This is a genomic window from Mycobacterium sp. NGS68, assembly GCF_059812195.1.
The window spans coordinates 118259-142830 of sequence record NZ_JCALCE010000015.1 but is presented as its reverse complement, the minus strand read 5'-3'; the positions used below and the strand labels follow the sequence as shown (position 1 = coordinate 142830).

Sequence of the window (24572 nt, the reverse complement as noted above, 5' to 3'; positions counted from 1 at the left end):
CTAGCCGAAGCGGCCGGAAATATAGTCCTCGGTCGCCTTCTGGCTCGGGTTGGAGAAGATCTTCTCCGTCTCGTCGATCTCCACTAGTCGGCCGGGCCTGCCGACCGCCTCCAGGTTGAAGAAGGCGGTGTGATCGCTGACCCGCGCGGCCTGCTGCATGTTGTGGGTGACGATGACGATGGTGTATTCCTGCTTCAGCTCACCGATCAGATCCTCGATGGCCATGGTCGAGATGGGGTCCAGCGCGGAGCATGGCTCGTCCATCAGCAGCACGTCGGGTCGCACCGCGATCGCCCGGGCGATGCACAACCGCTGCTGCTGCCCTCCGGACAGTCCGCCGCCGGGCTTGTGCAACCGGTCCTTGACCTCATCCCAGAGGTTCGCGCCGCGCAGCGAGTATTCGGCGGTCTCGTCGAGCACCTTGCGGTTGCGCACCCCCTGCAACTTCAGGCCCGCCACCACGTTGTCGCGAATCGACATCGCGGGGAACGGGTTCGGCCGCTGGAACACCATCCCGATCGCCCGGCGCACGCCCACCGGGTCGATGCCGGGGGCATAGATGTCCTCGTCGTCGAGCATCACCGAACCCTCCACCCGGGCACCGGCGATGACCTCGTGCATGCGGTTCAGCGTCCGCAACACCGTCGTCTTGCCGCAGCCCGACGCGCCGATGAACGCCGTCACGCTGCGGGGCAGGATCGACAGCGACACGTCCGAGACCGCGTGAAACGCCCCGTAGTAGATGTTGACCTTCTCCAGGTCCAGCCTCTTGGCCACTTAGTGCTCCTACTGCATCGCGTTGATCGCGGTGGTTAAACGCACCTTGACTTTATCGGGCAGCGACACGTAGCCGCGTTCGGAAAGGCCTGCCTGGCCCTCGTCGGCGGCCACGGTAAGGAAGGACTTGACCGCCGCGGCGGTGTCCCCGTCGTATCCCGCCGAGCACACAATCGAGTAGGTGGCCAACACAAACGGGTAGGCGTTCGGCTCGTGGCTGCCGTAGACCGAGTACAGGTCGAGGACCAGGTCGTTGCCGCCCGCCACGAACCTGGCGGCGGTGACGGCGTTGCGGGCCGTGTCGTTGGTGAGCGGGACCGCGCCGCGCCCGCTGTCGATCTGCGCGTACGGCACCCCGGCCTGGTCTGCGAGCCCCTTTTCGACGTAGCCGATGGCCCCCGGCGTGGTGCGGACCGCTTGGATGACACCCGCCGAGTTGGCGGCGCCCTGGCCGCTACCACCCTGAAACCTGGCGCCGACTCCCTGGGTCCAGCTCTGCGGCGCGGCGATCGTCAGATAGCGCTGGAAGTTGTCGGTGGTCCCGGACGGATCCGCGCGGTATACCGGCGTGATCCTGCTGTCCGGCAGCGCAACACCGCGATTGAGGGCCGCGAGCGTCGGATCATTCCACGTCGTGATCACGCCGCTGAAAATCTTGGCCAGCGCGTCGCCGTTGACGACCAGCGTCGGCACGCCGGGCAGGTTGAACACCAGCGCGACCGGGCCGAACACCAGCGGCAGGTCCCAGGCCGGATGTCCGTTGCAGCGCCGGGCGGCCGGGGCGATCTGCTCCGAGACCAGCGGCGAGTCCGCGCCCGCGACGTCGACGTGACCGGCGATGAACTGCTCGCGGCCCGAACTCGACCCGGTCGCCTTGTAGGACACCTTCTTGCCGGAACACAGCTGACCCCACACCTGGCTGAAGAGTGCGATCGCGCTGCTCTGGGCGCTGGACCCCTCCGCGACCAGTTCGTTCTTGCCGCCGCAGCTCACCGCGGCGGCCCGGCCTCCGGCGTTGGCCGACGACGGGGCCCCGGGCCTGCCGTCGTCGCCGCAGGCGGTCACCAGCGCAGCGGTGACGACGCAGGTGGTGACCACCGGCGCCATCGCCGACACCACCGCCCGCCCCGCCCCGTGGAGCCCCACAGATCTCACTTTCGTCCGTCGCCCGCCGCGGCCGTCTTCGTGACATGAGGTTGCCAAGTCGCACCGGAGGGATGCGTCCGTGTACGCCAGAACGACGTGGAACCACTCATTCAGCCGGGACGTCGTCGGCGCCCGCCGGTGCGTAGGCGGTGTCGACGCTGTAGGTCGTGAAGCCCAGTCGCTGATATGTCCGCACGGCTGCCACGTTGTCCGACTCTACGTAAAGCATCACCGTGGGCTCGGCCGAGCCCGCCAACCGTCGCGCCAGCGACGCCACACCGATCGCCGTCAGGACCTTCCCCAGACCGCGGCCCTGCGCCGACGGGTCGACGCCGACGACGTAGACCTCACCCAGGCCGGGATGGTCGGCGTGGATCTTGGTCCAGTGGAATCCGAGCAGCCCGCCCGCGTCTCCGGTTCCGGAGTCGAACGCCAGGAACAGCCCCTCGGGGTCGAACCACGGCTCGTTGCGCCGTTCCTCGATCTGCTCGGCGGTCCAGCCGCCCTGCTCCGGGTGGTACGCGAACGCGGCGTTGTTGACCCGCAGCAGCTCGGCGTCGTCGGCCGCGCCCGCGTACGTGCGCACGACGACGTCGTCGGGGATCGGCGGGTCGGGCACGTCCCGCAGCGGGCGCCGCATCTGCACCAGCTCGCGGACCGTCACCAGACCCAGCGCCGACGCCGTCGCCCGTGCCGGCTCCAGCGTGCCGTGCGCCCAGAAGTGGTTGCGCCCGCCGGTCCTGGCCATCGTTGCCCGCGCCAGCGCCGAGCCGATGCCGCGGCGGCGCGCCTGCGGGTGCACCACCATCTCGGCCATCGCGGCCTCGCCGTCGCGCGGCGAGCTGAGGTTGAGGTAGCCGCTGATCGTGCCACCCGGTCCGTCGACCAGCAGATGCTCGGTACGCTGCTGGCCGAGTTCGCGCAAGACCTGTTCACCGACCGGCGCGACCGCATCGAATTCGGTTGCCGCGGTGACAATTTCACGCACGCCCTGTTGTTCTTCGGCGGTGAGCGCGGAACGCCAGCGCGGCTGGGTCACTGAGCGCGCAGCGGGTCGACGAGCGGCTCTTCAGCACCGTCGCGCTCCGCCTCGCCGTCGTCTTCGTCGTCGGACTCGGCGATCGGCGCCCGCCCGCGCGCCGGCCGGACGGCCTTGTACCCGACGTTGCGTACCGTGCCGATCAGGGCCTCGTGCTCGGGACCCAGTTTGGCCCGCAGGCGGCGCACGTGCACGTCGACGGTCCGGGTGCCGCCGAAGAAGTCATACCCCCACACCTCGTGCAGCAGTTGCGCGCGGGTGAACACCCGGCCGGCGTGCTGCGCCAGGTACTTCAGCAGCTCGAACTCCTTATAGGTGAGGTCAAGCGGGCGGCCCCGCAGCCGCGCGGTGTAGGTGCCTTCGTCGATCACGAGCTCGCCGAGGGTCACCTTGCCGGCGCTTTCCTGGTCGGCGAGCCCGCCGCGACGGCCGATCACCAGCCGCAGCCGGGCGTCGACCTCGGCGGGCCCGGTGGTGGGCAGCAGGATCTCGTCCAGGCCCCAGTCGGCGCTGACCGCGACCAGTCCACCCTCGCTCACCACCGCCAGCACCGCGACCGAGCGGCCCGCCGTGCTCAGCAGCCTGCACAGGCCGCGTGCGGCCGACAAATCCTGGCGGGCGTCGACGATGACCGCGTCCGCGGTGCCCGCCTCCAGCAACGAAGACGGCTCGGCCGGCGCCGTCCGCACGGCGTGAGGGAGCAGCGACAACGCCGGCAGCACCGGGTCAGGATGCAGCTCTGATGTCAGCAGTAGTAGCTCCAACAAGCCCCTCCAGCGCTTGTGGGAAGGCATCTCCCAAGTTCACAAGCCATGAGTTTGTAGTGGCAAAGGTCAACTAACGATAACTTGCGCCTCGATCTTTAGCCTGATGACGATGCTGTGGCGTTAGCGACCGACAAGGAGCACGGGTGGGCCACAATGTTCGAATGCGCAGGATGACGCTCGCGGTGATCGCGGTGGGCATCGCCGTGGCGGTCATCGCCGGCGGGGCCGTCGCCGTCGACTACGGGGCCAGCATCTACGCCGAATACCGGCTGTCGTCCAACGTCCGCAAGGCCGCCCACCTGGGGTCTGACCCCTTCGTCGCGATTCTGGCGTTCCCGTTCATCCCGCAGGCGATGGGCCGCCACTACAACGAGCTCGAGATCAAGGCCAACGCCGTCGACCATGCGGTGGTGGGCAAGGCGACCCTCGAAGCGACCATGCATTCGATCGACCTCACCGATGCGTCGTGGCTGATCAGGCCCGACGCGAAGCTTCCGGTAGGAAAGCTGGAGAGCCGCATCATCATCGGCTCGACGCATCTGGGCCGCTGGCTGGGCATCACCGACCTGATGGTCGAGGCGCCGCCGGCGGAGACCAACGACGCCACCGGCGGCACCACTGAATCGGGGATTTCCGGCAACCACGGGCTGGTATTCAGCGGCACCCCGAAAGCCGCCAACTTCAACCACCGGGTCAGCGTCTCGGTGGACCTGTCCATCGCCCCCGACGACCCGGCGACGCTGGTGTTCACTCCCACCGGCATCATGACCGGGCCCGACACGGCCGACCAGCCGGTTCCCGACGACAAGAAGGACGCCGTGCTGCGCGCGTTCACAGCCAGGCTGCCCGACCAGCGGTTGCCGTTCGGGGTAGGGCCGACGACGGTGGGAGCGCGCGGCTCGGACGTCATCATCGAAGGCATCACGCGGGGGGTGACCGTGACGCTCGAAGGTTTCAAACAGTCGTGACGCCGGACGATCGCACCGATTCGCGCTGGTAGCGCTGTTGGCTTGATCACTATGTCATTAGGTAAGCTGTGCGTCGTGTCATCCCGCATCGAGCCATTGCTCACCAAGCGTCGCGCAGTCGTTCTGTGCCGCATCGCGGGTTGTTGTTGTTGCTGTAGCTGCTGAGTAGCCGCGCCTTCCCGCGCCGCGCTCGGAGCAGCCCGGAGTCCTTCCGTGGCCCCGTCTCCCCCTGCCTGTCCCCATTTTCCGTGCCACCGGAGTACCTAGGAGTAGCACCCCGTGTCGAGCAGTAACACCCCCCGCGCACGCCTGGCACGCCTGCGACGTGCCCCCAATCCCGCCTAACCAGGCTCTTCAAGTAGGTAATCGAAAGGAATCCCCACCATGGCACGCTCCGACGTCCTGGTCTCTGCCGACTGGGCTGAGAGCAATCTCGACGCCGCCGACATCGTCTTCGTCGAAGTCGACGAGGACACCAGCGCTTACGACGGCGGTCACATCGCCGGCGCGATCAAGTTGGACTGGCGCGACGACTTGCAAGACCCCGTCAAGCGCGACTTCGTCGACGCCGAGCAGTTCTCCAAGCTGTTGTCCGACCGGGGCATCGGCAACGACGACACGGTGATCCTCTACGGCGGCAACAACAACTGGTTCGCGGCCTACGCGTACTGGTACTTCAAGCTGTACGGCCACGACAAGGTCAAGCTGCTCGACGGCGGACGCAAGAAGTGGGAGCTCGACGGCCGCCCGCTGTCCAGCGACCCGGTCAGCCGGCCCGCGACCTCTTACAGCGCCAAGGCGCCGGACAACTCGATCCGCGCGTTCCGCGACGAGGTCATCGCGGCGATCAACGTGAAGAACCTGGTCGACGTGCGCTCCCCCGACGAGTTCTCCGGCAAGATCCTGGCCCCCGCCCACCTGCCGCAGGAACAGAGCCAGCGGCCGGGACACATCCCCGGCGCCATCAACGTGCCGTGGAGCAAGGCAGCCAACGAGGACGGCACCTTCAAGTCGGACGAGGAACTCGCCAAGCTCTACGCCGCCGCCGGCCTGGACGGCAGCAAGGAAACGATTGCCTACTGTCGAATCGGGGAACGTTCGTCACACACCTGGTTCGTTCTGCAGGAATTGCTGGGACATCAGAACGTCAAGAACTACGACGGCAGTTGGACCGAATACGGCTCCCTGGTGGGCGCCCCGATCGAGTTGGGAAGCTGACATGTGCACTGCACCGAAGCAAGGACTGACGTTGCCCGCCAGCGTCGACCTGGAGAAGGAGACGGTGATCACCGGGCGCGTCGTGGACCGCGACGGCCAGGCGGTCGGCGGCGCGTTCGTGCGCCTGCTGGACTCGTCCGACGAGTTCACCGCGGAGGTCGTCGCGTCGGCCACCGGTGACTTCCGGTTCTTCGCCGCGCCCGGATCCTGGACGCTGCGCGCGCTGTCCGCAGTCGGCAACGGTGACGCCATCGTTGCGCCATCGGGCGCCGGCATCCACGAGGTGGACGTCAAGATCGCCTGACGGGGTGTCCCCAGAACAGGGCCGGGCCGAATAGACTCGTCCCCGTGGTGCTCTTCTTCGAGATCATGCTCGTGGCGGCGACCCTCGTCATCACCTGGTTCGCGCTGTACACGCTGTACCGGCTCATCACCGACGAGTCGTGACGTCCGACGAGTCGGCTGGGCCTGCCGGTTCGAACGATGCGGTCGCCCAGGCGGCCGCACGCTCAAAAGCCACCGCGGCCCGCAACATCCCGGCCTTCGACGACCTCCCGCTGCCCGCCGACACCGCCAACCTGCGCAAGGGCGCCAACCTGAACGACGCCCTGCTGGCGCTGTTGCCGCTGGTCGGCGTGTGGCGCGGCGAGGGTGAGGGCCGGGGGCCCGACGGTGACTACCGGTTCGGCCAGCAGATCGTGGTGTCGCACGACGGCGGCGACTATCTGAACTGGGAAGCCCGGTCCTGGCGGCTCGACGAGGCGGGCGAATATCAGGAGCCGGGCCTGCGCGAGGCGGGCTTCTGGCGGTTCGTGAGCGATCCCGATGACCCCAGCGAGTCGCAGGCAATCGAACTGTTGCTGGCGCATTCGGCCGGCTACGTCGAACTGTTCTACGGCCGCCCGCGCAACCAGTCGTCGTGGGAGTTGGTCACAGATGCGTTGGCCCGCAGTCGATCTGGCGTGCTGGTCGGCGGCGCCAAGCGACTCTACGGCATCGTCGAGGGCGGCGACCTGGCCTACGTCGAGGAGCGCGTGGACGCCGACGGCGGCCTGGTGCCGCACCTTTCGGCGCGACTGTCCCGATTCGTCGGTTAGCGCGCTCTTTCTGCGTGTACTGTTCGACCTCCGAGCAAACCAACAGCCCGGGAGGTCGGCGGATGCGCCCCACCAGGACGGCTCCGCCGGCGGTGCGGCGCGTCGTCTCCGCGATCGGCTTGCTGCTCGTCGTCTACCTCGCGGCTGTCGCCGCACAGCCGGGGATCCTCGACGCGTTGCCGGCGGGGCTGCAATGGTTCGGCCAGCCGGGGTCGATGGCGACGACTACGATCGTCGTCGCGGTGTTGGCCGCGGTGTGCCTGCTGATCTTCCGGTCCCAGGGCAGCCACCGGTTGGTGGGCGTGTCGTTCACCGTGATCGCGGTTCTCATCACGATGAGCGCGATCCTGGGCCTCAGCTCGTACTGGCGCTGCCACGACGCCAACCACCCGGCCGTCTTCACGCCGCTGATGTTGACCGCCCAGCTGATCAAGGGGAGCAGCGGCGACTACTCGCTGGGCGGCCAGGTCTGCCCCAGTCCCACCCCGGTCGGCCTCGAATTGGCCCGAATGGCAGCGGTGTCGGCGATCTTCACCGGCCTCGGCGGCGTCGTGGTCGGCGTCTTCCGGTCCCAGGTGGACCGGCTGCGGGCCAACCTCGCCGACTCCGTCACCGCCATCGTGGGGGTCAGCGACGACACCGAATCGATGATCAGCGCGGTCGCGCGGACCCTGGACCGGCGCAGCACACTGGTCGTCATCACGAGCGCGGGCGACGACCGGGTACAGCGGATCCGGCGGCTGGGCGCCCGAGTGGTGCTGGTGGACTTCAACACTCCGTCCACCCTGGTGTCACTACGCCTGTGGCGGCATCTGGGCCGGCTCTACCTGATGGCGCCCGATCCGGCGATCAACCTGTTGTGGCTGGACCTGATCAGTCGCCGGTTGTCCGAGGTCGCTGACAAGCGGCGGCTTCCGCTCGTCGTGCGCATCGACGACCCGTGGCTGGCGGAGGCGTGGCGCGCCCAGCAGTTCGGCGGGGCCGACACCCGCTGGGCGGCGGACGTGACGGGCAAGTACGAGGTGACGGCCAGCCGGCTGCTCGACGGCATCATCGCGACGGGCCGCACCAAGCGCATATTCGTCTGCGGCACTTCGCAGTTGACTTTGGCCCTGTGTGCCGACCTGACCCGCCGCGCCCTGGAACGCGACTTCTATACCCCGCCCGGCGCGGTCCCGCTGCCCGCGCTCACGCTGGTGGAGAGGGACGCCGACGACTATCTCAAGGATCACGAGTTCTACCGCCTCCAAGCGGGATTCGCTTCCACCGGCCCGCAGATCGACGCCGTGGCCGAGGCCCCGTCGATCCCCACCCTGCTCGGCCTGATCGGCGCCGGCGACCCCGGGGCCAGCGCCGTCATCCTGGTGGATACCCACACCGCAAACACCGGCTCCCGGCTGGCCGCACGCTTCCCCGAGCTGCCGGTCTACACGTCGGACCGCAACACCAGCATCGCCGACGACGCGATCCAGATCGTCGGCATGCTGCAGTCCTACTCCCTGGTCCTGGACACCCGCGAGGGCCAGGTCCAGGATGCGTGGGAACGGGCCGCTCGGCTGATTCACGAGCGCTACGTGTCGACGCTCGACCCGAGCTGGCCGCGCGGTCCCGCCGCAGTGCCCTGGGCGGAGCTGAGTGAGTTCTACCGCGGGTCGAACCGGCGTCAGGTGCGCACGGCCCTGTGGATGGTCGAACAGATCGCCGGACACACCTGGAACACCTGGGGCAGCCCGCCGCCGCAGCTGTCTGGGCACGACATGGCCGATTCGCCGCCACTGGAACAGCTGTCCCGCATGGGCTTTGACGAACCCGCGGCGCTGGCCATGGCCCGGGCAGAGCACGAGGACTGGTGCCGCTACTACCGCCGCAACGGCTGGAAGTACGGCACGCCGCGGGATGACGCCCGCAAGATCCACGACAAACTCGTCGACTGGTCCGTCATCGAAAGCGATCCAGACCTGCTCAAGAACGTCGTGCGCAGCGTGGCCGGGACGCTGTGGAGCCTGCGCCAGCTCGGCTACCGGTCCCGTCCGCTCTGGCAGTCCTTCACGCGGGTCGGGACGGTGCGCGCCGAGCAACGCAGCGCGCCGTGGACGTGGACGTCGGATTCCGGGCACACCATGCACGCCGACGCCGGGGACTGGGCGGTGCAGTCGGACGGCAAGACGTGGTCGGTCCGCGACGACATCTTCCACGCCACCTACGCGCCGGCCGGCGAGGGGCTGTGGCGCCGAAAGGGGCGCGTGCAGGCGCGTCCGGCCCAGGCGGGTGAGACCGTCAACACGCTGGAGGGTCCCACCACCGCCGAGGACGGCGACTGGATCGTGCGCGGCAGCGAGGGCGAGCAGTGGCCCGTCCCCGGCCACGAGTTTGCCGAGCGCTACGCCGAATTCCACGCCCAGACGGAAGCCCCCGTCTCCGACAAGGATTGATGACGGCCCCGACAAAACGCATCACCGTTGTGCAACTTCGTGTTTGCCCAAGTCGGTCCCCCGCGTGCTGCCATGCGCTACCGTCGCATGACGGATTCGCCGTGTTAGCTCCCCAGTGCCCCCAGTGGAGGGTTTCCCGATGGCCATATTTATCAGCTACTCGAGCCAGGACAGGACGTCGCTCGAGGCGTTGACGACCGCGCTGAAGCGTGCCCAGCAGAAGGTCTGGTTCGACCAGGAGCTGGGCGGTGGCGACGCATGGTGGAACGCGATCCTCGAGCAGATCCGCTCCTGTGACGTGTTCATCGTCGCGCTGTCGAGCAACTGGTTGCAGTCCAAGCCCAGCCTGGCCGAACTGCGCTACGCGCAGGCCCTGAACCGGCCGATCCTTCCCGTGCAGGTGGGGCCTGTCGACAGCATGCGGGTGAACCCGGTGTCGAGCCTGCAGATCATCGACTACCAGAACCCGTCCGTCGACGCCGGTATCCAGCTGGTCACCGCGATACACGCCCTGCGGGACAAGGCCGAACCGCTGCCCTCTCCCCTGCCCGACGAACCGCCCGTGCCGTTCGGCTACATCACCCGGTTGGGCAACACCCTGTCGGAGAAGGAACTCACACCCCAACAACAGCTGCAGTTGCTGGTCGAGCTGCGGTCCGGATTCGACGAGGACGGCGAGGATCCCAGCGCCCGCAGCGACATCGCCCAGTTGCTGCGGATGCTGCGGATGCGTCACGACGTCACCTACCGCACGCGCACCGAAATCGACAACGTGCTGGCCGAAATCGAGGCCAGGGACGGCACACCGAGGGGCCCGGCGCCGACCGCCACCGAGGCGCCGACCGCGCCGGCCCCCGCCGCGCCGGCGGCCTCCGCCCCCGTCCGCGCGCCAGCGCCTGCGGGGCAACCCATCTCGGCCCCCGCAAGCGGGCCGTCGAGCAAACGGCCGCTGATCATCGGCGGCGCCGCGGTGGCGGCCGTGGTGGCGATCGCGCTGATCGTGGTCTTCGCCACGCAGGGCGGGGGCGGCCGCAAGCCGACGGCCGCGCCGAACGGCGCCGCCGGTGCCGGAGCCACCCCCGCCGCGGCCACCGGCGGCGTCGACACACTGCTGCTGGGCGCCGCGGATGTCGGCAAGGTTCTCGGTGATCCGAACATGGCGTCGGCCGGCCGCGGCCAGCTGCGTCCGCCGCAGGGCAAGCTGGTACCCGAGGAGTGCGTGGCGGCGTACGAACCGTTCCAGGAGTCGGTCTATACGCCGCACAACCCCATCGCAACCCACAGCGAGGTGATGCACTCGCCGAACGACGTGCACCGCGTGGTCGAAGGCGTGGCGAAATTCCCGTCGCCCGAGAAGGCCCGCGCGTTCGTCGAGGCGTCGGCGGCAAAGTGGCGGGCGTGCGACGACAAGACGGTCCAGTTCACCGGTAAGAACACGACCGTCGAGTGGAGGCTCGAGAAGGTCGACGTCGCCGGCCCGAAGATCAGTCAGGTGCGCACCGAGGCCAATGGCCGGCGCTGCCAGCACGTCATCCACGCCGTGTCCGACGTGGTCATCGAGGTCGTCGCCTGCGGGGCTGACGTCACCGACGCGGCCAGCCGGTTGGCCGTACAGATCGGCGACAAGGTCGCCAAGTAACCCGGCCCTAGATATGGAGCGGCCCCCGAGCATTGCTTCTGGCGGACAAGACCGGAAGCTCGGGGGCCGGGTGACTGCGGGGAATTCGCCAGCGCGCGTTGGCGGCTAGTTCCTCCGAGCCAAGCTGCTAGCGCGCAGCCACCTCACATGTCCATGAAGCTAACAATTCGCGGACCACCTCCTTCCTTGTGTACGGCCGAAGCTACCACCGAGTGGGACGGGCCGGTAGCGATTTATCTCATGGCGAAGGCTCGATGCGGGCCGAAATGAACTCGGTGACCCGCAACCGCGCGAGGATGAAGCGGACCGGAGCCGGCATCTGCGACCGCTGCTCGTCGACGAACAACGTCGGCTCGACGAGTCGATAGGTGTGCCGCCGGGTGATGACGTCGAAGTGGCCCGCCGCCAAGACATTCTTGACCCAGTCGGAGCCGCTCCCGTACGTCAGGGCGAACACGAATCCGCCGTCGCGGCGGAACACGTTCACCGGCGTGCGGAACTCCCGTCCGGACTTTCGGCCCTTGTGCACGACGACACCCAAGCCGGGCATCCATGGCGCTACCAGCCCGATCGTCCTATTCGTCACCTGCTTGTTGAAGCGTGCGACTTTTCGTCCGGCCGGCATCAGCGGTCGCTCACGATCGCGGCATCGACCAGCCCGGCGAATTCCGCGGCGATCGGCGAACGGAGCAATCGCCGGCCGTCGAGGGTGTGCACCCGGGCGGCCAGTGTCATGCTCGATATCAGCCAAATCCCTTGGGCGCCAAGGAGGTCAGCGACCTTCAGCGCGCGGTAGTCGCAGTCATAGCCCTTGTTGCGGGCCACCTCGAACAGCGCCTGCTGCGTCGTCCCGCGCAGGATCGGGTACCACGGCGGCGGCGTCAGCAGGCACAGATCGTCGCCGCTGCCGGTGGCGATGACGACCGTCGAGCGCGGGCCTTCCAGGATGTAGCCGTCGGAGCTGACGAAGATCACGTCACCGGCCCCCTGGCGTGCGGCGTGCCGCAGCGCGGCCATGTTGACGGCGTAGGACAGGGTTTTCGCGCCGGCCAGCAGCCACGGCATCGCGTCGGCGCCGACGGCCGGCAGCCCGCGGTCCAGCATCACCGCGGCGAGCCCGTCGCGCCGGACCGTGGCCACCCGGTCGGGCACGGCGTTGACCATCACGTAGGCCGTCGGCGGCGAGCCGCTCTCCCGGCCGCGGGTGTAGATCAGCCGCAGCGCACCCTCGTCGCCGGTGTCCGCGACCCACCGCTGCGTCGCTGTCTGGATGGCGCTGCGCCACCGCGGCAGGTCGGGTTCGGGCAGGTCCATCAACCTGGCGGATTGGGTCAGTCGCTGCAGGTGCGGTTCGACCAGGCAGGCCCGGCCGTCGCGCACCAGCAGGGTCTCGAACACACCGTCGCCGCGCACGGCCGCCAGGTCGTCGGCGTGCAGCAGCGGGGTTCCGGGCGCCACTATTTCGCCCTCCAGCGTGACAACAACCCCCGTCGGCGCGGCCATGGACCAGAAGCCTAACGGCGAGCGCCGCGAGCGCCGTTCGACGGGCGGGGCTCCGTAGAGTTGACCTATGACCGGCGACCCAGTCCCCGCCCCCGATGAAGGCCCCGACGCCGGCGCGATCTGGCACTACGGCAACCCGCTCGGCGAGCAGCGGGCGGCCGAAACCGGCGCCGTGCTGGTGGACCGTTCGCACCGCGCGGTGCTCACGCTGACCGGCGCCGACCGCCAGACCTGGCTGCACAGCATCTCCACCCAACACGTCAGCGAACTCCCCAACGGCGCCAGCACGCAGAACCTCAGCCTGGACGGCCAGGGCCGTGTCGAGGACCACTGGATTCAGACCGAGCTCGACGGCACCACCTACCTGGACACCGAACCGTGGCGCGGCGAGCCGCTGCTCGCGTACCTGCGCAAGATGGTGTTCTGGTCCGACGTCACCGTGGACACCGCGGACCTGGCGGTGCTGTCGTTGCTGGGACCGCGACTCGCCGACGCGGCCGTGCTCGACACGCTGGGCCTCGACGCGCTGCCTTCCGAGGCGGTGGCGCTGCCGGGCGGCGGTTTCGTGCGCCGCGCCCCCGGCGTTCCGGTCGCGCAGCTCGAGCTGGATCTGCTGGTGCCGCGCGAACAGGCCGCCGATTGGAAGCAGCGGCTGGCACAGGCGGGCGTGCAACCGGCCGGGGTCTGGGCCTACGAGGCGCTGCGGGTGGCGGGCCTGCGTCCGCGCCTGGGACTCGACACCGACGAGCGCACCATTCCCCACGAGGTGGGGTGGATCGGCGCGGCCGTGCACCTGGACAAGGGCTGCTACCGGGGACAGGAGACCGTCGCGCGGGTGCATAACCTGGGCAAACCGCCTCGGATGCTGGTGTTACTGCACCTGGACGGCTCGGTGGATCGGCCCTCGACGGCTGACCCGGTGCTGGCCGGCGGTCGCGCCGTCGGGCGCCTGGGCACCGTGGTCGAGCACGTCGACCTGGGGCCGGTGGCGCTGGCGCTCGTCAAGCGCGCCCTGCCCGGCGACACCGAACTGACCACCGGGCCGGACGCCCGCGTCACCGCGTCGATCGACGCCGACTCCCTGCCCCCCGCCGATGAGGTAGGCGCGGGCCGTTTGGCTGTTGAGCGGTTGCGGGGTGGTGGGTGATGATGGAGGGGAATGTTCGCCCCACGGCGAACAGGGGTCACCGACGTCCTACCGCAAGGCACGGTAAACTGTCGGCAGGACAATATGACACCAAGAGATCGGAGCCGCCTACTCGTTAGGCCGCTCCGTTATTGCGCGAGGGGGTTCCCCCATGGGCCGCGGCCGGGCTAAGGCAAAGCAGACCAAGGTTGCTCGAGAACTTAAGTACAGCTCCCCGCAGACCGACTTCCAGCGGCTCCAGCGCGAGCTGTCAGGAACGGGTGCCGACGAGTCCAACGATCTGGACGGGGATGGTCCAGACGACGCGTGGGACGACGAGCCCGACTGGCGTCGTTAGCCCTTCCGACCTCACCAGTGCCGATGCACGCGCATCGGCACTGTGTTAGTTCCGGGTAGGTTCCGGCCGGTTTCGAGCCTGCGCTGACGGCACCGAACCTGCCGCCAGGGCTACAGATTCGCCGGATCGCTCGCCCTCGCGGCAGTTTCGGCGGCCGGACGCTAGAAGCGCGGGTGCAGCCCGACGAGCTTCGCGCGCGGGGCTTCTTTTCCGCCCTTGCCGACGGTTCCCAGCACCCAGCAGTCCAGGTGCCGGGCGGTCAGGATGGCCAGGGCGCGGTCGGTGTCCTCGGGCGCGACGACGGCAATCATCCCGACGCCCATGTTGAAAGTCTTTTCCATCTCCTCGCGGGTGACCCGGCCACGCTGGGCGATCATGACGAACACCGGCGCCGGCGTCCACGTACCCCGGTCAACCTCGGCGACCAGCCCGTGTGGGATGACGCGCTCGAGGTTGCCGGCGAGGCCGCCGCCGGTGACGTGGCAGAAGGTGCGCACATGCGTTTCGGCGGCCAGCGCCAGGCAGTCTTTGGCATAGATGCGGGTGGGCTCCAGCAGTTCTTCACCCAGCGTGCGACCGAATTCCTCCACGTAACCGGCCAGGTTCATGCGGTCGATCTCCAGCAGCACAGCGCGGGCCAGCGAGTAGCCGTTGGAGTGCAGGCCGGACGAGCCCAGCGCGATGATGACGTCACCGGGCCGGACGCGGTCCGGGCCCAGGACGTCGTCGGCCTCCACCACACCCACCCCGGTCGCCGAGATGTCGTAGTGGTCGGGTTCCATCAGCCCGGGGTGTTCGGCCGTCTCACCGCCCAGCAGCGCGCAACCCGCGCGCACGCAGCCCTCGGCGATGCCCCCTACGATCGCGCTCAGCCGTTCCGGCACGGCCCGGCCGACGGCGATGTAGTCCTGCAGGAAAAGCGGTTCGGCACCGCAGACCACCAGGTCGTCGACCACCATCGCGACCAAGTCCAGGCCGACGGTGTCGTGCTTGTCCATCGCCTGCGCGACGGCGAGCTTGGTGCCGACACCGTCGGTCGACGCGGCCAGGATCGGTTCGCGGTAGTCGCCGCGCAGGGCGAACAGCCCCGCGAATCCCCCCAACCCGCCGCGCACCTCGGGTCGGGTGGCCTTTCCGGCCAGCGGCTTGAACAACTCGACGGCGCGATCGCCGGCTTCGATATCCACCCCTGCGGCCGCGTAGGTGATGCTCGGGCCTCGGCCGGAGCTTTTTGCGGTATCCGTCATCGCGATAAAGGCTACCGGGCGGCTGGCACCGCCGGTATCAAACCACTTTCAGCGTCGAGGGCGATTTGGTCAGTGTGTGACCGGGACTTCACCGGGCGCCAGGTCGGGAGCCCGGTCGGGTGCCAGGTTGTCCAGCCCGGCCCCGCGTGCGGCGTTGGAGAGCATGTGCTCGATGACATTCTTACCCAACGCGGTCTCTTTCGGCAGCTCGATCGGGTAGGTGCCATCGAAGCAGGCGCAGCACAGCCGCGAGGCGGGCTGCTCGGTGGCGGCGATCAGGCCCCGGAGCGAGATGTAGCCCAGCGTGTCGGCGTTGATCGCATGCCGTACCGCCTCGAGCATCTCCGCCTCGTCCTCCACGGCGTTGGCGATCAGCTCGGCCGGCGACGGGAAGTCGATGCCGTAGAAGCAGGGCCATTTCACCGGCGGGGACGCAATCCGCACGTGTACCTCGACGGCGCCGGCCTCGCGCAGCATCCGGACCAGCGCACGCTGGGTGTTGCCACGCACGATCGAGTCGTCGACGACGATGAGCCGCTTGCCCCGGATCACCTCGCGCAGCGGGTTGAGCTTCAGCCGGATGCCGAGCTGGCGGATGGTCTGGGACGGCTGGATGAACGTGCGGCCGACGTAGGCGTTCTTCATCAGGCCCTGGCCGTAGGGGATGCCGGACTCCTGCGCGTATCCCACCGCGGCGGGGGTGCCCGATTCCGGGACGCCGATCACCAGGTCGGCGTCGACCGGGCGTTCGCGGGCCAGGCGGCGGCCGATGTCCAGCCGCGCGGCGTGCACCGACCGGCCGGCCAGGGTGCTGTCGGGGCGGGCGAGATAGACGTATTCGAAGATGCAGCCCTTGGGCGTGGGGTTGGCGAAGCGCGTGGACCGCACGCCGTCGGCGTCGATCGCCAGGAGCTCGCCCGGCTCGATGTCGCGGACGAACGAGGCGCCGACGATGTCGAGCGCCGCCGTTTCGGAGGCCACCACCCAGCCGCGATCCAGCCGTCCCAGCGACAGCGGGCGCACCCCGTGCGGGTCCCGGCACGCGTACAGCGTGTTTTCGTCCATGAAGGTCAGGCAGAAGGCGCCGCGCACGGTGGGCAGCAGCTCCAGGGCGGCCTGTTCCAGCGTGGAGTCGGCAGACCCGTGGGCCAGCAGCGCGCCCAGGATGTCCGAGTCGGTGGTGGCCGGCGCAGGGGCACGCCGCGAGATCAGCCCCGCGTCGCGGGCGCGGGCGGCCAGTTCGGCGGTGTTCACCAGGTTCCCGTTGTGCCCCAGCGCGACTCCGGTTCCGGCCGCGGTGTTGCGGAATACGGGCTGGGCGTTCTCCCAGGTCGTGTCGCCCGTGGTGGAGTAGCGGCAGTGACCGATGGCGACATGGCCGTGCATCGCCGCGAGCGTCTGCTCGTCGAACACCTGGCTGACCAGGCCGAGGTCTTTGAAGACCAGCACCTGGGATCCGTCGGCGACGGCGATGCCCGCCGCCTCCTGGCCGCGGTGCTGCAGCGCGTACAGGCCGTAATAGGTGAGTTTGGCGACGTCTTCACCCGGGGCCCAGACCCCGAATACGCCGCACTCTTCACGGGGTGAACTGAAGTCTTGCTCGGATTGCGCGGCGGTCACGATTTGGCGGCTCCCTGGGCGCGGATAGTGACGTCTCGGAGTCTACGGCCCCGAGGCGTCCGCTGCCGAATCAGGCACGCGTGTTGGGCAACGAAAAATCCGCCTGTTAAGGCTAAACCTGCAGTTCAGGGTTATATTCAGCCCACATCGAACAGGGGCAACCAGTGCTCAATTTCACCCGCCCGCAGTCCCGACAGGCGCAGCGCGCCACTGGCCTTCGCCTCGTTGAGTCCCAGCAGTCCCGTGACCACCAATAGCCACGTTCGCGGATCGGTCTCCACGACGTTGGGAGGCGTTCCCCGCGTGTGCCTGGGGCCGGAGACGCACTGCACCGCGACGAACGGCGGGACTCGCACTTCGACGCTGGCTCCCGGGGCCACCGCCGCGAGGGTGCGCGCGGTGAGCCGAACCGCGCTGCCCAGCGCGACACGATCGGGCTCGGGTGCGGTGTCGTCGCGCAGCCAGCCCGCGACGGCCAGCACGGCCTCACGAGTCTTTGCCGGATCGGTGCTCTCTCGGGCAGCCATAGCCTAGGGTCTGTGAATCATGGGGCGCCCACGTTTGGGTACGCGGCCACCGTACAAGACCACCGGCGTGGTGTCGCTGCTGGTCCTGGCCCTCGTCTTTGCGGCGCTGTACGCCCAGTTCCGCGGAGCTTTCACACCCAGGACGAAGTTGACGCTGGTGGCCCCGCGCTCGGGTTTGGTGATGGATCGCGGTTCGAAGGTCACCTACAACGGCGTGGAGATCGGCCGGGTCTCGGACATTTCGGAGATCACGCGCGACGGTAGACCCGCCGCCCGCGTGACGCTGGACGTCAATCCGGCTTATCTCCCGCAGATTCCCGCCAACGTCACGGCCAGCATCAAGGCCACGACGGTGTTCGGCAACAAGTACGTGGCGCTCGCGTCGCCGCCGTCGCCCGCGCCCGCACCCCTCACGCCGTCCACCGAGCTCACCGCGACGTCGGTGACGACCGAGTTCAATACGCTTTTCCAGACGGTGGTTTCGATCAGCGAGAAGATCGACCCGGTCAAGCTGAACCTGACGCTGAGCGCGGCCGCCCAGGCGCTGACCGGGTTGGGCGACAAGTTCGGCGCCTCGCTGGTCGAAGGCAACGCCATCCTCGACGACCTCAACCCGCAGATGCCGCAGGCCCGCCGCGACATTGCGCAGTTGGCGGCGTTGGGGGACGTTTACGCCCAGGCCGTTCCGGACCTGTGGAGTGGGCTCGACCACGGGGTGACGACGGCGCGCACCCTGCACCGGCAGGAGAACGACCTGGACGCGGCGCTGCTGGCCGCCGCCGGCTTCGGCGCCACGGCCGCCGACGTGTTCGGCCGCGCCGGACCCTACTTCGCGCGCGGCTTCACCGACCTGGTTCCGACCGCCACGCTGCTCGACGAGTACAGCCCCGAGATCTATTGCACCATCCGCAATTACCATCACGTCGCACCCAAGATCGCCAAGGATCTCGCGCCCGACGGCTTCTCGCTGGGCGGACTCTCATCGGGCGCGATCGCGGGGGCGCCCGCCCCGTACCTGTGGCCGGAGAACCTACCCCGCATCAACGCACGGGGCGGACCCGGAGGGCGCCCCGGGTGCTGGCAGGAGATCACCCGCGAGCTGTGGCCGGCGCCGATGCTGGTGATGGACGCCGGCTACAGCATTGCCCCGTACAACCATCTGGAGTTGGGATCACCGTTGGTCCTCGACTACGTGTGGGGCAGGCAGTTGGGCGACTACACCATCAACCCGTAAGAGCGAGCTCACGTGTGACGCCGGTGTAACCGCGAGGTTGCCGTCAAATTTCTTATGATGCTCCAAATCGCCTGGCTTGCAACAAGTGTCGGGTGACCGCACCATATATACGACCGGCGTTGGCCGCGGCTTCACCCGCGCGCCATCGGCAGTTCGCGCCACTACCGGCTTCGAAGGAAAGGCGGTGTTCACCAATGGCCACGTTCGACGCGCGCGACAGCGCCCGGTCCCACCGGCGCTGCGTCGACCCCATCGTCGTCACCCGGCGCGGGAAGCTGGCGCGCGTGGAGTCGGGCCTGACCCCGCACGAGGCGCAGATCGAGGACCTGGTCTTTCTACGGAAAGTCCTGAACCGGGCCGGCATTCCCTACCTTTTGATCCGCAGCCATAAGGACCGACCGATCCTCGCCGTCGATCTCGAACTACGGCGCGCGGTCGAGCAGGCGCTCGTGGCCGCATGTGCCACCGAGCCGATATACGCGAAAACCGTTGACGAACACGGCATTTCTTCCGTTCTCGTGGCCGACGGCCATCTTTCCCGGTTGCTCGATCCGCGGATCGTACGTCTCTACCGCAGGCGGATAGCCCCCGGCGGGTTCCGCTACGGTCCGAGGTTCGGCATCGAACTCCAGTTCTGGACGTACGAGGAGAACCTGGTCCATTGTCCGGTGGCCAACTCACTCACCCGCAAGGTGCTGCCCCGCAATGAGATAACGCCCACGGCGGTGAAGCTCTACGGCTACAAGTGGCCGACCATCGAGGGCATGTTCACACCGCACGCCAGCGACGTGACGTTCGACATCGATCTGGTGTTCTCCTGGGTCGACGGCAGCGATCCCGAGTTCCGGGCGCGGCGCGCCGCACAGATGGCGCGGGCCGTGGTTGGCGAGGGCGACGCCGCAGAGGCGCGCATCCGCCAGATCGACGAGCTGAAGTACGCATTGCGGTCGGTGAACATGTTCGCGCCGTGGATCCGTCGCATCTTCATCGCGACCGACTCGGCCCCGCCGCCCTGGCTGGCGGAGCACCCCATGATCACCATTGTCCGTGCAGACGAGCACTTTTCGGACAAGTCCGCCTTGCCTACCTACAACTCGCACGCGGTGGAAAGCCAGCTGCACCACATCCCCGGCCTGAGCGAGCACTTCCTCTACTCCAACGACGACATGTTTTTCGGCCGGCCGCTGCGGCCCGGCATGTTTTTCTCGCCGGGCGGGGTGACCAAGTTCATCGAGGCCGACACCCGGATCGGGCTCGGCGAAAACGACCCCACCCGAAGCGGATTCGAGAATGCGGCTCGCGTGAATCGCCAACTGCTTTTCCAGCGCTTCGGGCAGGTCATCACCCGTCATCTCGAGCACACCGCGGTGCCGTTGCGCAAGAGCGTGCTGTGCGAGATGGAGCGGGAATTCCCTGAGGATTTCGCCCGCACCCAGGCCAGTGCGTTCCGTTCCGGCACGGACGTCTCGGTGACCAACTCGTTCTACCACTACTACGCGCTGATGACCGGGCGGGCGGTGCAGCAGGAAAAGGCCAGAGTCCGCTACGTGAACACCACCACGCACGCGGGCCTGGCCCTGCTCCCCGAGTTGGAAGAACGACGACGATACGACTTCTTCTGCCTGAACGACAGCAGCTTTCCCGAGGTCCCGGCGGCCGAGCGGGCCGAACGGGTGGTCAGTTTCCTGGAGCGCTACTTCCCGATACCCGCGCCGTGGGAAAAGCTGGCGGCGGCGTCAGCACCATCGGCGGATGCGCGAATAGCGAATCCCGCTGAGACGGCTCGATGAACAAGCCGCCGTCGGCGATCCTGCGTCGGGCCTCCGCGGGACACACGAAGGTGCCCACGGTGTTTCCGGTGCCGAGTGGAATCACGGAGTGCACGACGGTGTCCTGGTAGACGTGCACCAGGTTGCAGCCCTGGGCGCCGTCGCGGCCGCGCGTTCCGCCGGCGGCAACCGTCAGGTCCTGGGTGTAGCAGGTTGACGACGCCACCGACACCGGGATACCGACGAACGTGGCGTTCGTCGAGTAGTGCAGGTGGCCGGCCAGAATGGCGCGCACGTCGGTGCCTTTCAGCACCCGGCCCAGCGGCGCCTGATCGCGCAGTTCCACGGTGACGGCCAGGTCCAGCACGCTCGGGATCGGCGGATGGTGCAACGCGAGAATGGTGCCGTCGGGCGCCGGCACCGCCAACGCTTCGGCAAGCCACTCCAATTGGGCGTCGCTGATTGCGCCGTAGTGATGCCCGGGGACCGAGGTGTCCAGGGTGACGATGCGCAGCCCGTCAATCATGCGTACGTGGTCGAGCGGCGCCATCGACGGCGCTTCGTCCAGCAGCAACCGGCGCAGCTCGGCCCGGTTGTCGTGATTCCCCATCACCCAGACGAGTTCGGCCCCCAGTTCGGCGGCGAACGGCTCCACCAGGTCCCGGAGCTTCCGGTATGCCGCGGGCTCGCCGGCGTCGACCAAATCGCCGGTGAAAACGATGGCGTCGGGCCGTACCCGGGAGTGGGTCAGCTGGTCGAAGAGCTCCCCGAGCCTGTCGTCGGCATCCACGGCGCCGTAAAGCGCGCCATCGGAGATCAGATGTGTATCGCTGATATGCAGGAGAACGTAATCCGGCCGCGGATGCTCCGCGGCCCTAAGTCTGTGCACCTGAGGTGCCATCCCCTTCGATCTGAACGGTTTACATAAACGCAACAAGTATAGCGACGCGGCGGTGTGATTCGCTCAGTTGTGAGCGGCCCCACGCTCGCGCACCCGACGCTGCACGGCCACGGCAGCCAACGCCCCCGACTCGTTGATGGCCAAATGCACCAGCGCCGGCGCGGCGAGGCTTCCGGAGCGGTCGGCCAGCCACCCGAACAGCCACCCCGCGATTCCGGTGACCAGGACGGTGGCCGCCGCCGGCTCACCCGTCGCGCGCGCGTCCGCGATGTGGGACAGGCCAAAGGTGATGGCCTGCAACGCCCTTGCGACTTTCGGGCCGAAGGCGTCGGCACCCGCCTTGGCCAGCGCGCCACGGAATGCAGCTTCCTCGGCCCAGACCGTGCCGACGGGAATCCGCAGCGCCAGCCAGCCCGGCGTCGACTCCGGCAGTTCACGCACGGCCATCGACAACCGCACCATCGGAACCGCCGTCGTCGCCGCGATCGTGGTCGCGGCCACCGCACCCGTCGCCGACCCGAGCCGAACGCCCGCCCAGAGCCGCGGCGGGGTCAGGCCCAGCGGCGCGCGGGTCAGCAGCACCAGCAGCCCACCCACGCCGGCCTGCAGCGCCACCCGCCATACGGCCGGAAGCCGCGGGCTGACAAAGCTCCAGCCGACCAGCGCGGTCGCTAACGACAGCGCGCGCAGTCTTAACCGAAAAATTGCGGCAGCACCGCCTCGGACGTCGCGCGCAGTTCCGCCAGGGGCACGGTGAACAGGCCCTGCACTTCCAGTTCGTCGGAGGCGTCGTCGACGACGCCGATGCGGACGACGGGCAGACCGCGCGCCTCACACATCGAGCGGAACCGGCTCTCCTCGGTGCGGGGCACGGCGACCAGTACGCGTCCCGCCGACTCGGAGAAGAGCAGCACGAAGGGATCGGCGTCGTCGGGAAGCACGATGCGGCAACCTGTTTCGCCGGCCAGCGCCGACTCCACGATGGCCTGCGCCAGGCCGCCTTCGGACAGGTCGTGCGCCGCGGACACCAGGCCGTCACGCGACGCCGAACTCAGCACGTCGGCCAGCAACTTCTCGCGGCGCAGGTCGACGGCGGGCGGCACGCCACCCAGATGCCCGCCGCTCACCTCCGCCCAGATGGAGCCGTCGAACTCGTCGCGGGTGTCGCCCAGCAGCAGCAGCGATTCACCCGGCTCGGTGCCGAACGCCGTGGGGATGCGCCGATGCACGTCATCGATAACGCCCAGCACACCGACCACCGGAGTGGGCTGGATGGCCGTCGACCCGGTCTGGTTGTAGAAGCTGACGTTACCGCCGGTCACCGGAATGCCCAGGGCGGCACAGCCATCGGCGAGCCCGCGCACCGCCTCAGCGAACTGCCACATCACGCCCGGGTCCTCCGGGGAACCGAAGTTCAGGCAGTTGGTCACCGCGACCGGCGTGGCGCCGGTGACGGCAACGTTGCGGTACGCCTCGGCCAGGGCGAGCTGCGCGCCGACGTAAGGATCCAGCAGCGTATAGCGCCCCGACGCGTCAGTCGACAACGCGATCCCGCGCCCGGTGGACTCGTCCACACGCAGCACCCCGCCGTCGGCGTGCTCGGCGAGCACGGTGTTGCCGCGGACGTAGCGGTCATACTGCTCGGTGATGAACGCGCGGCTGCACAGGTGCGGACTGCCCAGCAGCGCAAGCAAAGTCGCGCGCAGCTCCGCGCCGGTGGCCGGCCGGGGCAGGGTCTTCGAGGAGTCCGCGTTCAGCGCGTCCTGACTGTCCGGCCGGGCGACCGGGCGCTGGTACACCGGGCCCTCGTGCGCAACGGTGCGCGGCGGGACGTCGACGACGGTCTCGCCGCGCCAGGTGATGCGCAGCCGGTCGCCGTCGGTGACCTCGCCGATCACGGTGGCAAGGACCTCCCACTTGCGGCACACCGCGAGGAACGCCTCCACGTTCTCCGGCGCGACCACCGCGCACATGCGTTCCTGCGACTCGCTGCACAGAATCTCGGCGGGCGTCATCTCCTTGGCCCGCAGCGGAACGGTGTCGAGTTCGACGGCCATTCCGCCATCCCCCGCGGACGCCAGTTCCGATGTGGCGCAGGACAATCCGGCGCCACCCAGATCCTGGATACCGATTACCAGACCACCCGCGTAGAGCTCCAGGCAACACTCGATGAGCACCTTCTCCATGAACGGGTCACCGACCTGCACCGACGGCAGCTTCTTGCGGGAGTTCTCGGCCCCCCCATCAGCGCTGAAGGTATCCGACGCCAGCACCGAGACCCCGCCGATGCCGTCCAGGCCGGTGCGCGCGCCGAACAGGATGATCTTGTTGCCGGCGCCTGAGGCGAACGCCAGATGCAGGTCCTCCTGGCGTAATACGCCGACACACATCGCGTTGACCAAGGGGTTGCCCGCGTAGCAGGCGTCGAAGACGGTCTCACCGCCGATGTTGGGCAGGCCGAGGGAGTTGCCGTAGCCGCCGATGCCGCGGACCACACCGTCGAGGACGCGCCGGGTGTCCGGCGCGTCGGCGGCGCCGAACCTGAGCTGGTCCATCACCGCGACCGGGCGCGCGCCCATCGCCATGATGTCGCGGACGATGCCGCCGACACCGGTGGCCGCGCCCTGGTAGGGCTCGACGTACGACGGGTGGTTGTGCGACTCCACCTTGAACGTCACCGCCCAGCCGTCGCCGATGTCGACGACGCCGGCGTTCTCGCCGATGCCGGCCAGCATGCCGGCGCGCATCTCGTCGCTGGTGGTCTCGCCGAAGTAGCGCAGGTGCACCTTCGAGGACTTGTAGGAGCAGTGTTCGCTCCACATCACCGAATACATCGCCAGCTCGGTGTCGGTGGGACGACGGCCCAGGATCTCGCGGATCCGCTGGTACTCGTCGTCTTTGAGACCGAGCTCGTGAAACGGCTGGGGCTGGTCCGGAGTGGCCGCGGCGTGCTCGACGGTGTCAATCATCTCGGTGCACCTAAGTGCCACGCGCTCGTCACGCCAGACAGTCTAGGTTGCAGGCGTTGATTCGGCTGACCGCGTCTGGCTGGGCCTGAGAAGGCGCCTTCCAAACTTTCGCCTTTCGTAATATCTGCGCAGCTTTGGACGCGCAACATGCTGGCAGTGTCGCTATCGCCGAGTATTTGGAGAAAGGCAGGGAATCGAATGCCCTCAGCCCGCTGGCTGGCCAGACTTAGCATTC

Annotated in this window: 23 protein-coding genes; 11 read left to right on the top strand and 12 right to left on the bottom strand. The window is 68.5% G+C overall.

What is annotated here, in order from left to right:
* From pstB to AC5Y5V_RS18110, 4 genes are all read right to left on the bottom strand, one after another.
* Window positions 1-777 (bottom strand): phosphate ABC transporter ATP-binding protein PstB, encoded by a 777-nt coding sequence (gene pstB, locus AC5Y5V_RS18125; RefSeq protein ID WP_499938029.1) that lies wholly within the window; start codon window positions 775-777, stop codon window positions 1-3.
* A gap of 9 nt (window positions 778-786) precedes the next feature.
* Window positions 787-1884, bottom strand: a complete 1098-nt coding sequence (gene pstS / locus AC5Y5V_RS18120) for a phosphate ABC transporter substrate-binding protein PstS (protein WP_499938083.1) — start codon at window positions 1882-1884, stop codon at window positions 787-789.
* A 145-nt stretch (window positions 1885-2029) separates the two neighbouring features.
* The gene (gene mshD, locus AC5Y5V_RS18115; protein WP_499938027.1) at window positions 2030-2962 is read right to left on the bottom strand and encodes a mycothiol synthase; all 933 of its coding nucleotides are present in this window, start codon (window positions 2960-2962) and stop codon (window positions 2030-2032) included.
* Entirely contained in the window at window positions 2959-3729 is a 771-nt protein-coding gene (locus AC5Y5V_RS18110; protein ID WP_499938081.1) for a winged helix-turn-helix transcriptional regulator, read from the bottom strand. The genes mshD and AC5Y5V_RS18110 overlap by 4 nt, the downstream gene beginning before the upstream one ends.
* Window positions 3730-3890: 161 nt before the next feature.
* Here AC5Y5V_RS18110 and lmeA point away from each other — a divergent pair, with 161 nt between their 5' ends.
* From lmeA to AC5Y5V_RS18075, 7 genes are all read left to right on the top strand, one after another.
* A complete protein-coding gene (gene lmeA / locus AC5Y5V_RS18105; protein WP_499938025.1) occupies window positions 3891-4697 on the top strand; it encodes a mannan chain length control protein LmeA in 807 nt (268 codons plus the stop codon).
* A 51-nt stretch (window positions 4698-4748) separates the two neighbouring features.
* On the top strand, window positions 4749-4862 hold the full coding sequence (locus AC5Y5V_RS18100) for an Ms5788A family Cys-rich leader peptide (protein ID WP_499938023.1): 114 nt from the start codon (window positions 4749-4751) through the stop codon (window positions 4860-4862).
* Window positions 4863-5081: 219 nt separating this feature from the next.
* Window positions 5082-5915 carry a sulfurtransferase gene (locus AC5Y5V_RS18095; RefSeq protein WP_499938021.1) on the top strand — a complete coding sequence of 278 codons (834 nt, stop codon included), beginning with the start codon at window positions 5082-5084 and terminating at the stop codon, window positions 5913-5915.
* A gap of 1 nt (window position 5916) precedes the next feature.
* The gene (locus tag AC5Y5V_RS18090) at window positions 5917-6219 is read left to right on the top strand and encodes a DUF1416 domain-containing protein (protein ID WP_499938018.1); all 303 of its coding nucleotides are present in this window, start codon (window positions 5917-5919) and stop codon (window positions 6217-6219) included.
* Window positions 6220-6358: 139 nt separating this feature from the next.
* Window positions 6359-7012: a heme-binding beta-barrel domain-containing protein gene (locus tag AC5Y5V_RS18085; RefSeq protein WP_499938016.1), complete on the top strand. Its 654-nt coding sequence runs from the start codon at window positions 6359-6361 to the stop codon at window positions 7010-7012.
* Between the two features lie 62 nt (window positions 7013-7074).
* Entirely contained in the window at window positions 7075-9444 is a 2370-nt protein-coding gene (locus AC5Y5V_RS18080) for a hypothetical protein (RefSeq protein WP_499938014.1), read from the top strand.
* A gap of 139 nt (window positions 9445-9583) precedes the next feature.
* Window positions 9584-11083 carry a sensor domain-containing protein gene (locus AC5Y5V_RS18075; protein ID WP_499938012.1) on the top strand — a complete coding sequence of 500 codons (1500 nt, stop codon included), beginning with the start codon at window positions 9584-9586 and terminating at the stop codon, window positions 11081-11083.
* A gap of 238 nt (window positions 11084-11321) precedes the next feature.
* Here AC5Y5V_RS18075 and AC5Y5V_RS18070 read toward each other — a convergent pair whose 3' ends face one another.
* Complete coding sequence (locus AC5Y5V_RS18070; RefSeq protein WP_499938010.1) at window positions 11322-11708, bottom strand: nitroreductase family deazaflavin-dependent oxidoreductase; 387 nt, start codon at window positions 11706-11708, stop codon at window positions 11322-11324.
* Window positions 11708-12586 (bottom strand): aminodeoxychorismate lyase, encoded by an 879-nt coding sequence (locus AC5Y5V_RS18065; RefSeq protein WP_499938008.1) that lies wholly within the window; start codon window positions 12584-12586, stop codon window positions 11708-11710. The genes AC5Y5V_RS18070 and AC5Y5V_RS18065 overlap by 1 nt, the downstream gene beginning before the upstream one ends.
* A 67-nt stretch (window positions 12587-12653) precedes the next feature.
* Between AC5Y5V_RS18065 and ygfZ the strand changes: the two genes are divergently transcribed.
* Together ygfZ and AC5Y5V_RS18055 are read left to right on the top strand one after the other, a co-directional pair.
* Entirely contained in the window at window positions 12654-13733 is a 1080-nt protein-coding gene (gene ygfZ / locus AC5Y5V_RS18060; protein ID WP_499938006.1) for a CAF17-like 4Fe-4S cluster assembly/insertion protein YgfZ, read from the top strand.
* 151 nt (window positions 13734-13884) lie between these two features.
* Window positions 13885-14070, top strand: a complete 186-nt coding sequence (locus AC5Y5V_RS18055) for a DUF3073 domain-containing protein (protein ID WP_499938004.1) — start codon at window positions 13885-13887, stop codon at window positions 14068-14070.
* Between the two features lie 161 nt (window positions 14071-14231).
* Here AC5Y5V_RS18055 and purM read toward each other — a convergent pair whose 3' ends face one another.
* The 3 genes from purM to AC5Y5V_RS18040 all read right to left on the bottom strand — a co-directional run bounded on the left by purM (window position 14232) and on the right by AC5Y5V_RS18040 (window position 17464).
* Complete coding sequence (gene purM / locus AC5Y5V_RS18050; RefSeq protein WP_499938002.1) at window positions 14232-15317, bottom strand: phosphoribosylformylglycinamidine cyclo-ligase; 1086 nt, start codon at window positions 15315-15317, stop codon at window positions 14232-14234.
* A 69-nt stretch (window positions 15318-15386) separates the two neighbouring features.
* Complete coding sequence (gene purF / locus AC5Y5V_RS18045; protein ID WP_499938000.1) at window positions 15387-16937, bottom strand: amidophosphoribosyltransferase; 1551 nt, start codon at window positions 16935-16937, stop codon at window positions 15387-15389.
* Between the two features lie 137 nt (window positions 16938-17074).
* Window positions 17075-17464: a sterol carrier family protein gene (locus AC5Y5V_RS18040; protein WP_499937998.1), complete on the bottom strand. Its 390-nt coding sequence runs from the start codon at window positions 17462-17464 to the stop codon at window positions 17075-17077.
* 19 nt (window positions 17465-17483) lie between these two features.
* Between AC5Y5V_RS18040 and AC5Y5V_RS18035 the strand changes: the two genes are divergently transcribed.
* Window positions 17484-18698 carry an MCE family protein gene (locus AC5Y5V_RS18035; protein ID WP_499937996.1) on the top strand — a complete coding sequence of 405 codons (1215 nt, stop codon included), beginning with the start codon at window positions 17484-17486 and terminating at the stop codon, window positions 18696-18698.
* Window positions 18699-18892: 194 nt separating this feature from the next.
* Entirely contained in the window at window positions 18893-20488 is a 1596-nt protein-coding gene (locus AC5Y5V_RS18030) for a stealth family protein (RefSeq protein WP_499937994.1), read from the top strand.
* Here AC5Y5V_RS18030 and cpdA read toward each other — a convergent pair.
* The 3 genes from cpdA to purL all read right to left on the bottom strand — a co-directional run bounded on the left by cpdA (window position 20376) and on the right by purL (window position 24337).
* Window positions 20376-21356, bottom strand: coding sequence for a 3',5'-cyclic adenosine monophosphate phosphodiesterase CpdA (gene cpdA / locus AC5Y5V_RS18025; protein ID WP_499937992.1), 981 nt, complete (start codon window positions 21354-21356; stop codon window positions 20376-20378). The two genes, AC5Y5V_RS18030 and cpdA, sit on opposite strands and share 113 nt — an antisense overlap.
* Before the next feature lie 75 nt (window positions 21357-21431).
* Complete coding sequence (locus tag AC5Y5V_RS18020; RefSeq protein ID WP_499938079.1) at window positions 21432-22073, bottom strand: Rv0804 family intramembrane glutamic endopeptidase; 642 nt, start codon at window positions 22071-22073, stop codon at window positions 21432-21434.
* A complete protein-coding gene (purL, locus tag AC5Y5V_RS18015) occupies window positions 22061-24337 on the bottom strand; it encodes a phosphoribosylformylglycinamidine synthase subunit PurL (protein ID WP_499937990.1) in 2277 nt (758 codons plus the stop codon). Before purL ends, AC5Y5V_RS18020 begins: the two co-directional genes overlap by 13 nt.
* Between the last annotated feature and the right edge of the window lie 235 nt (window positions 24338-24572).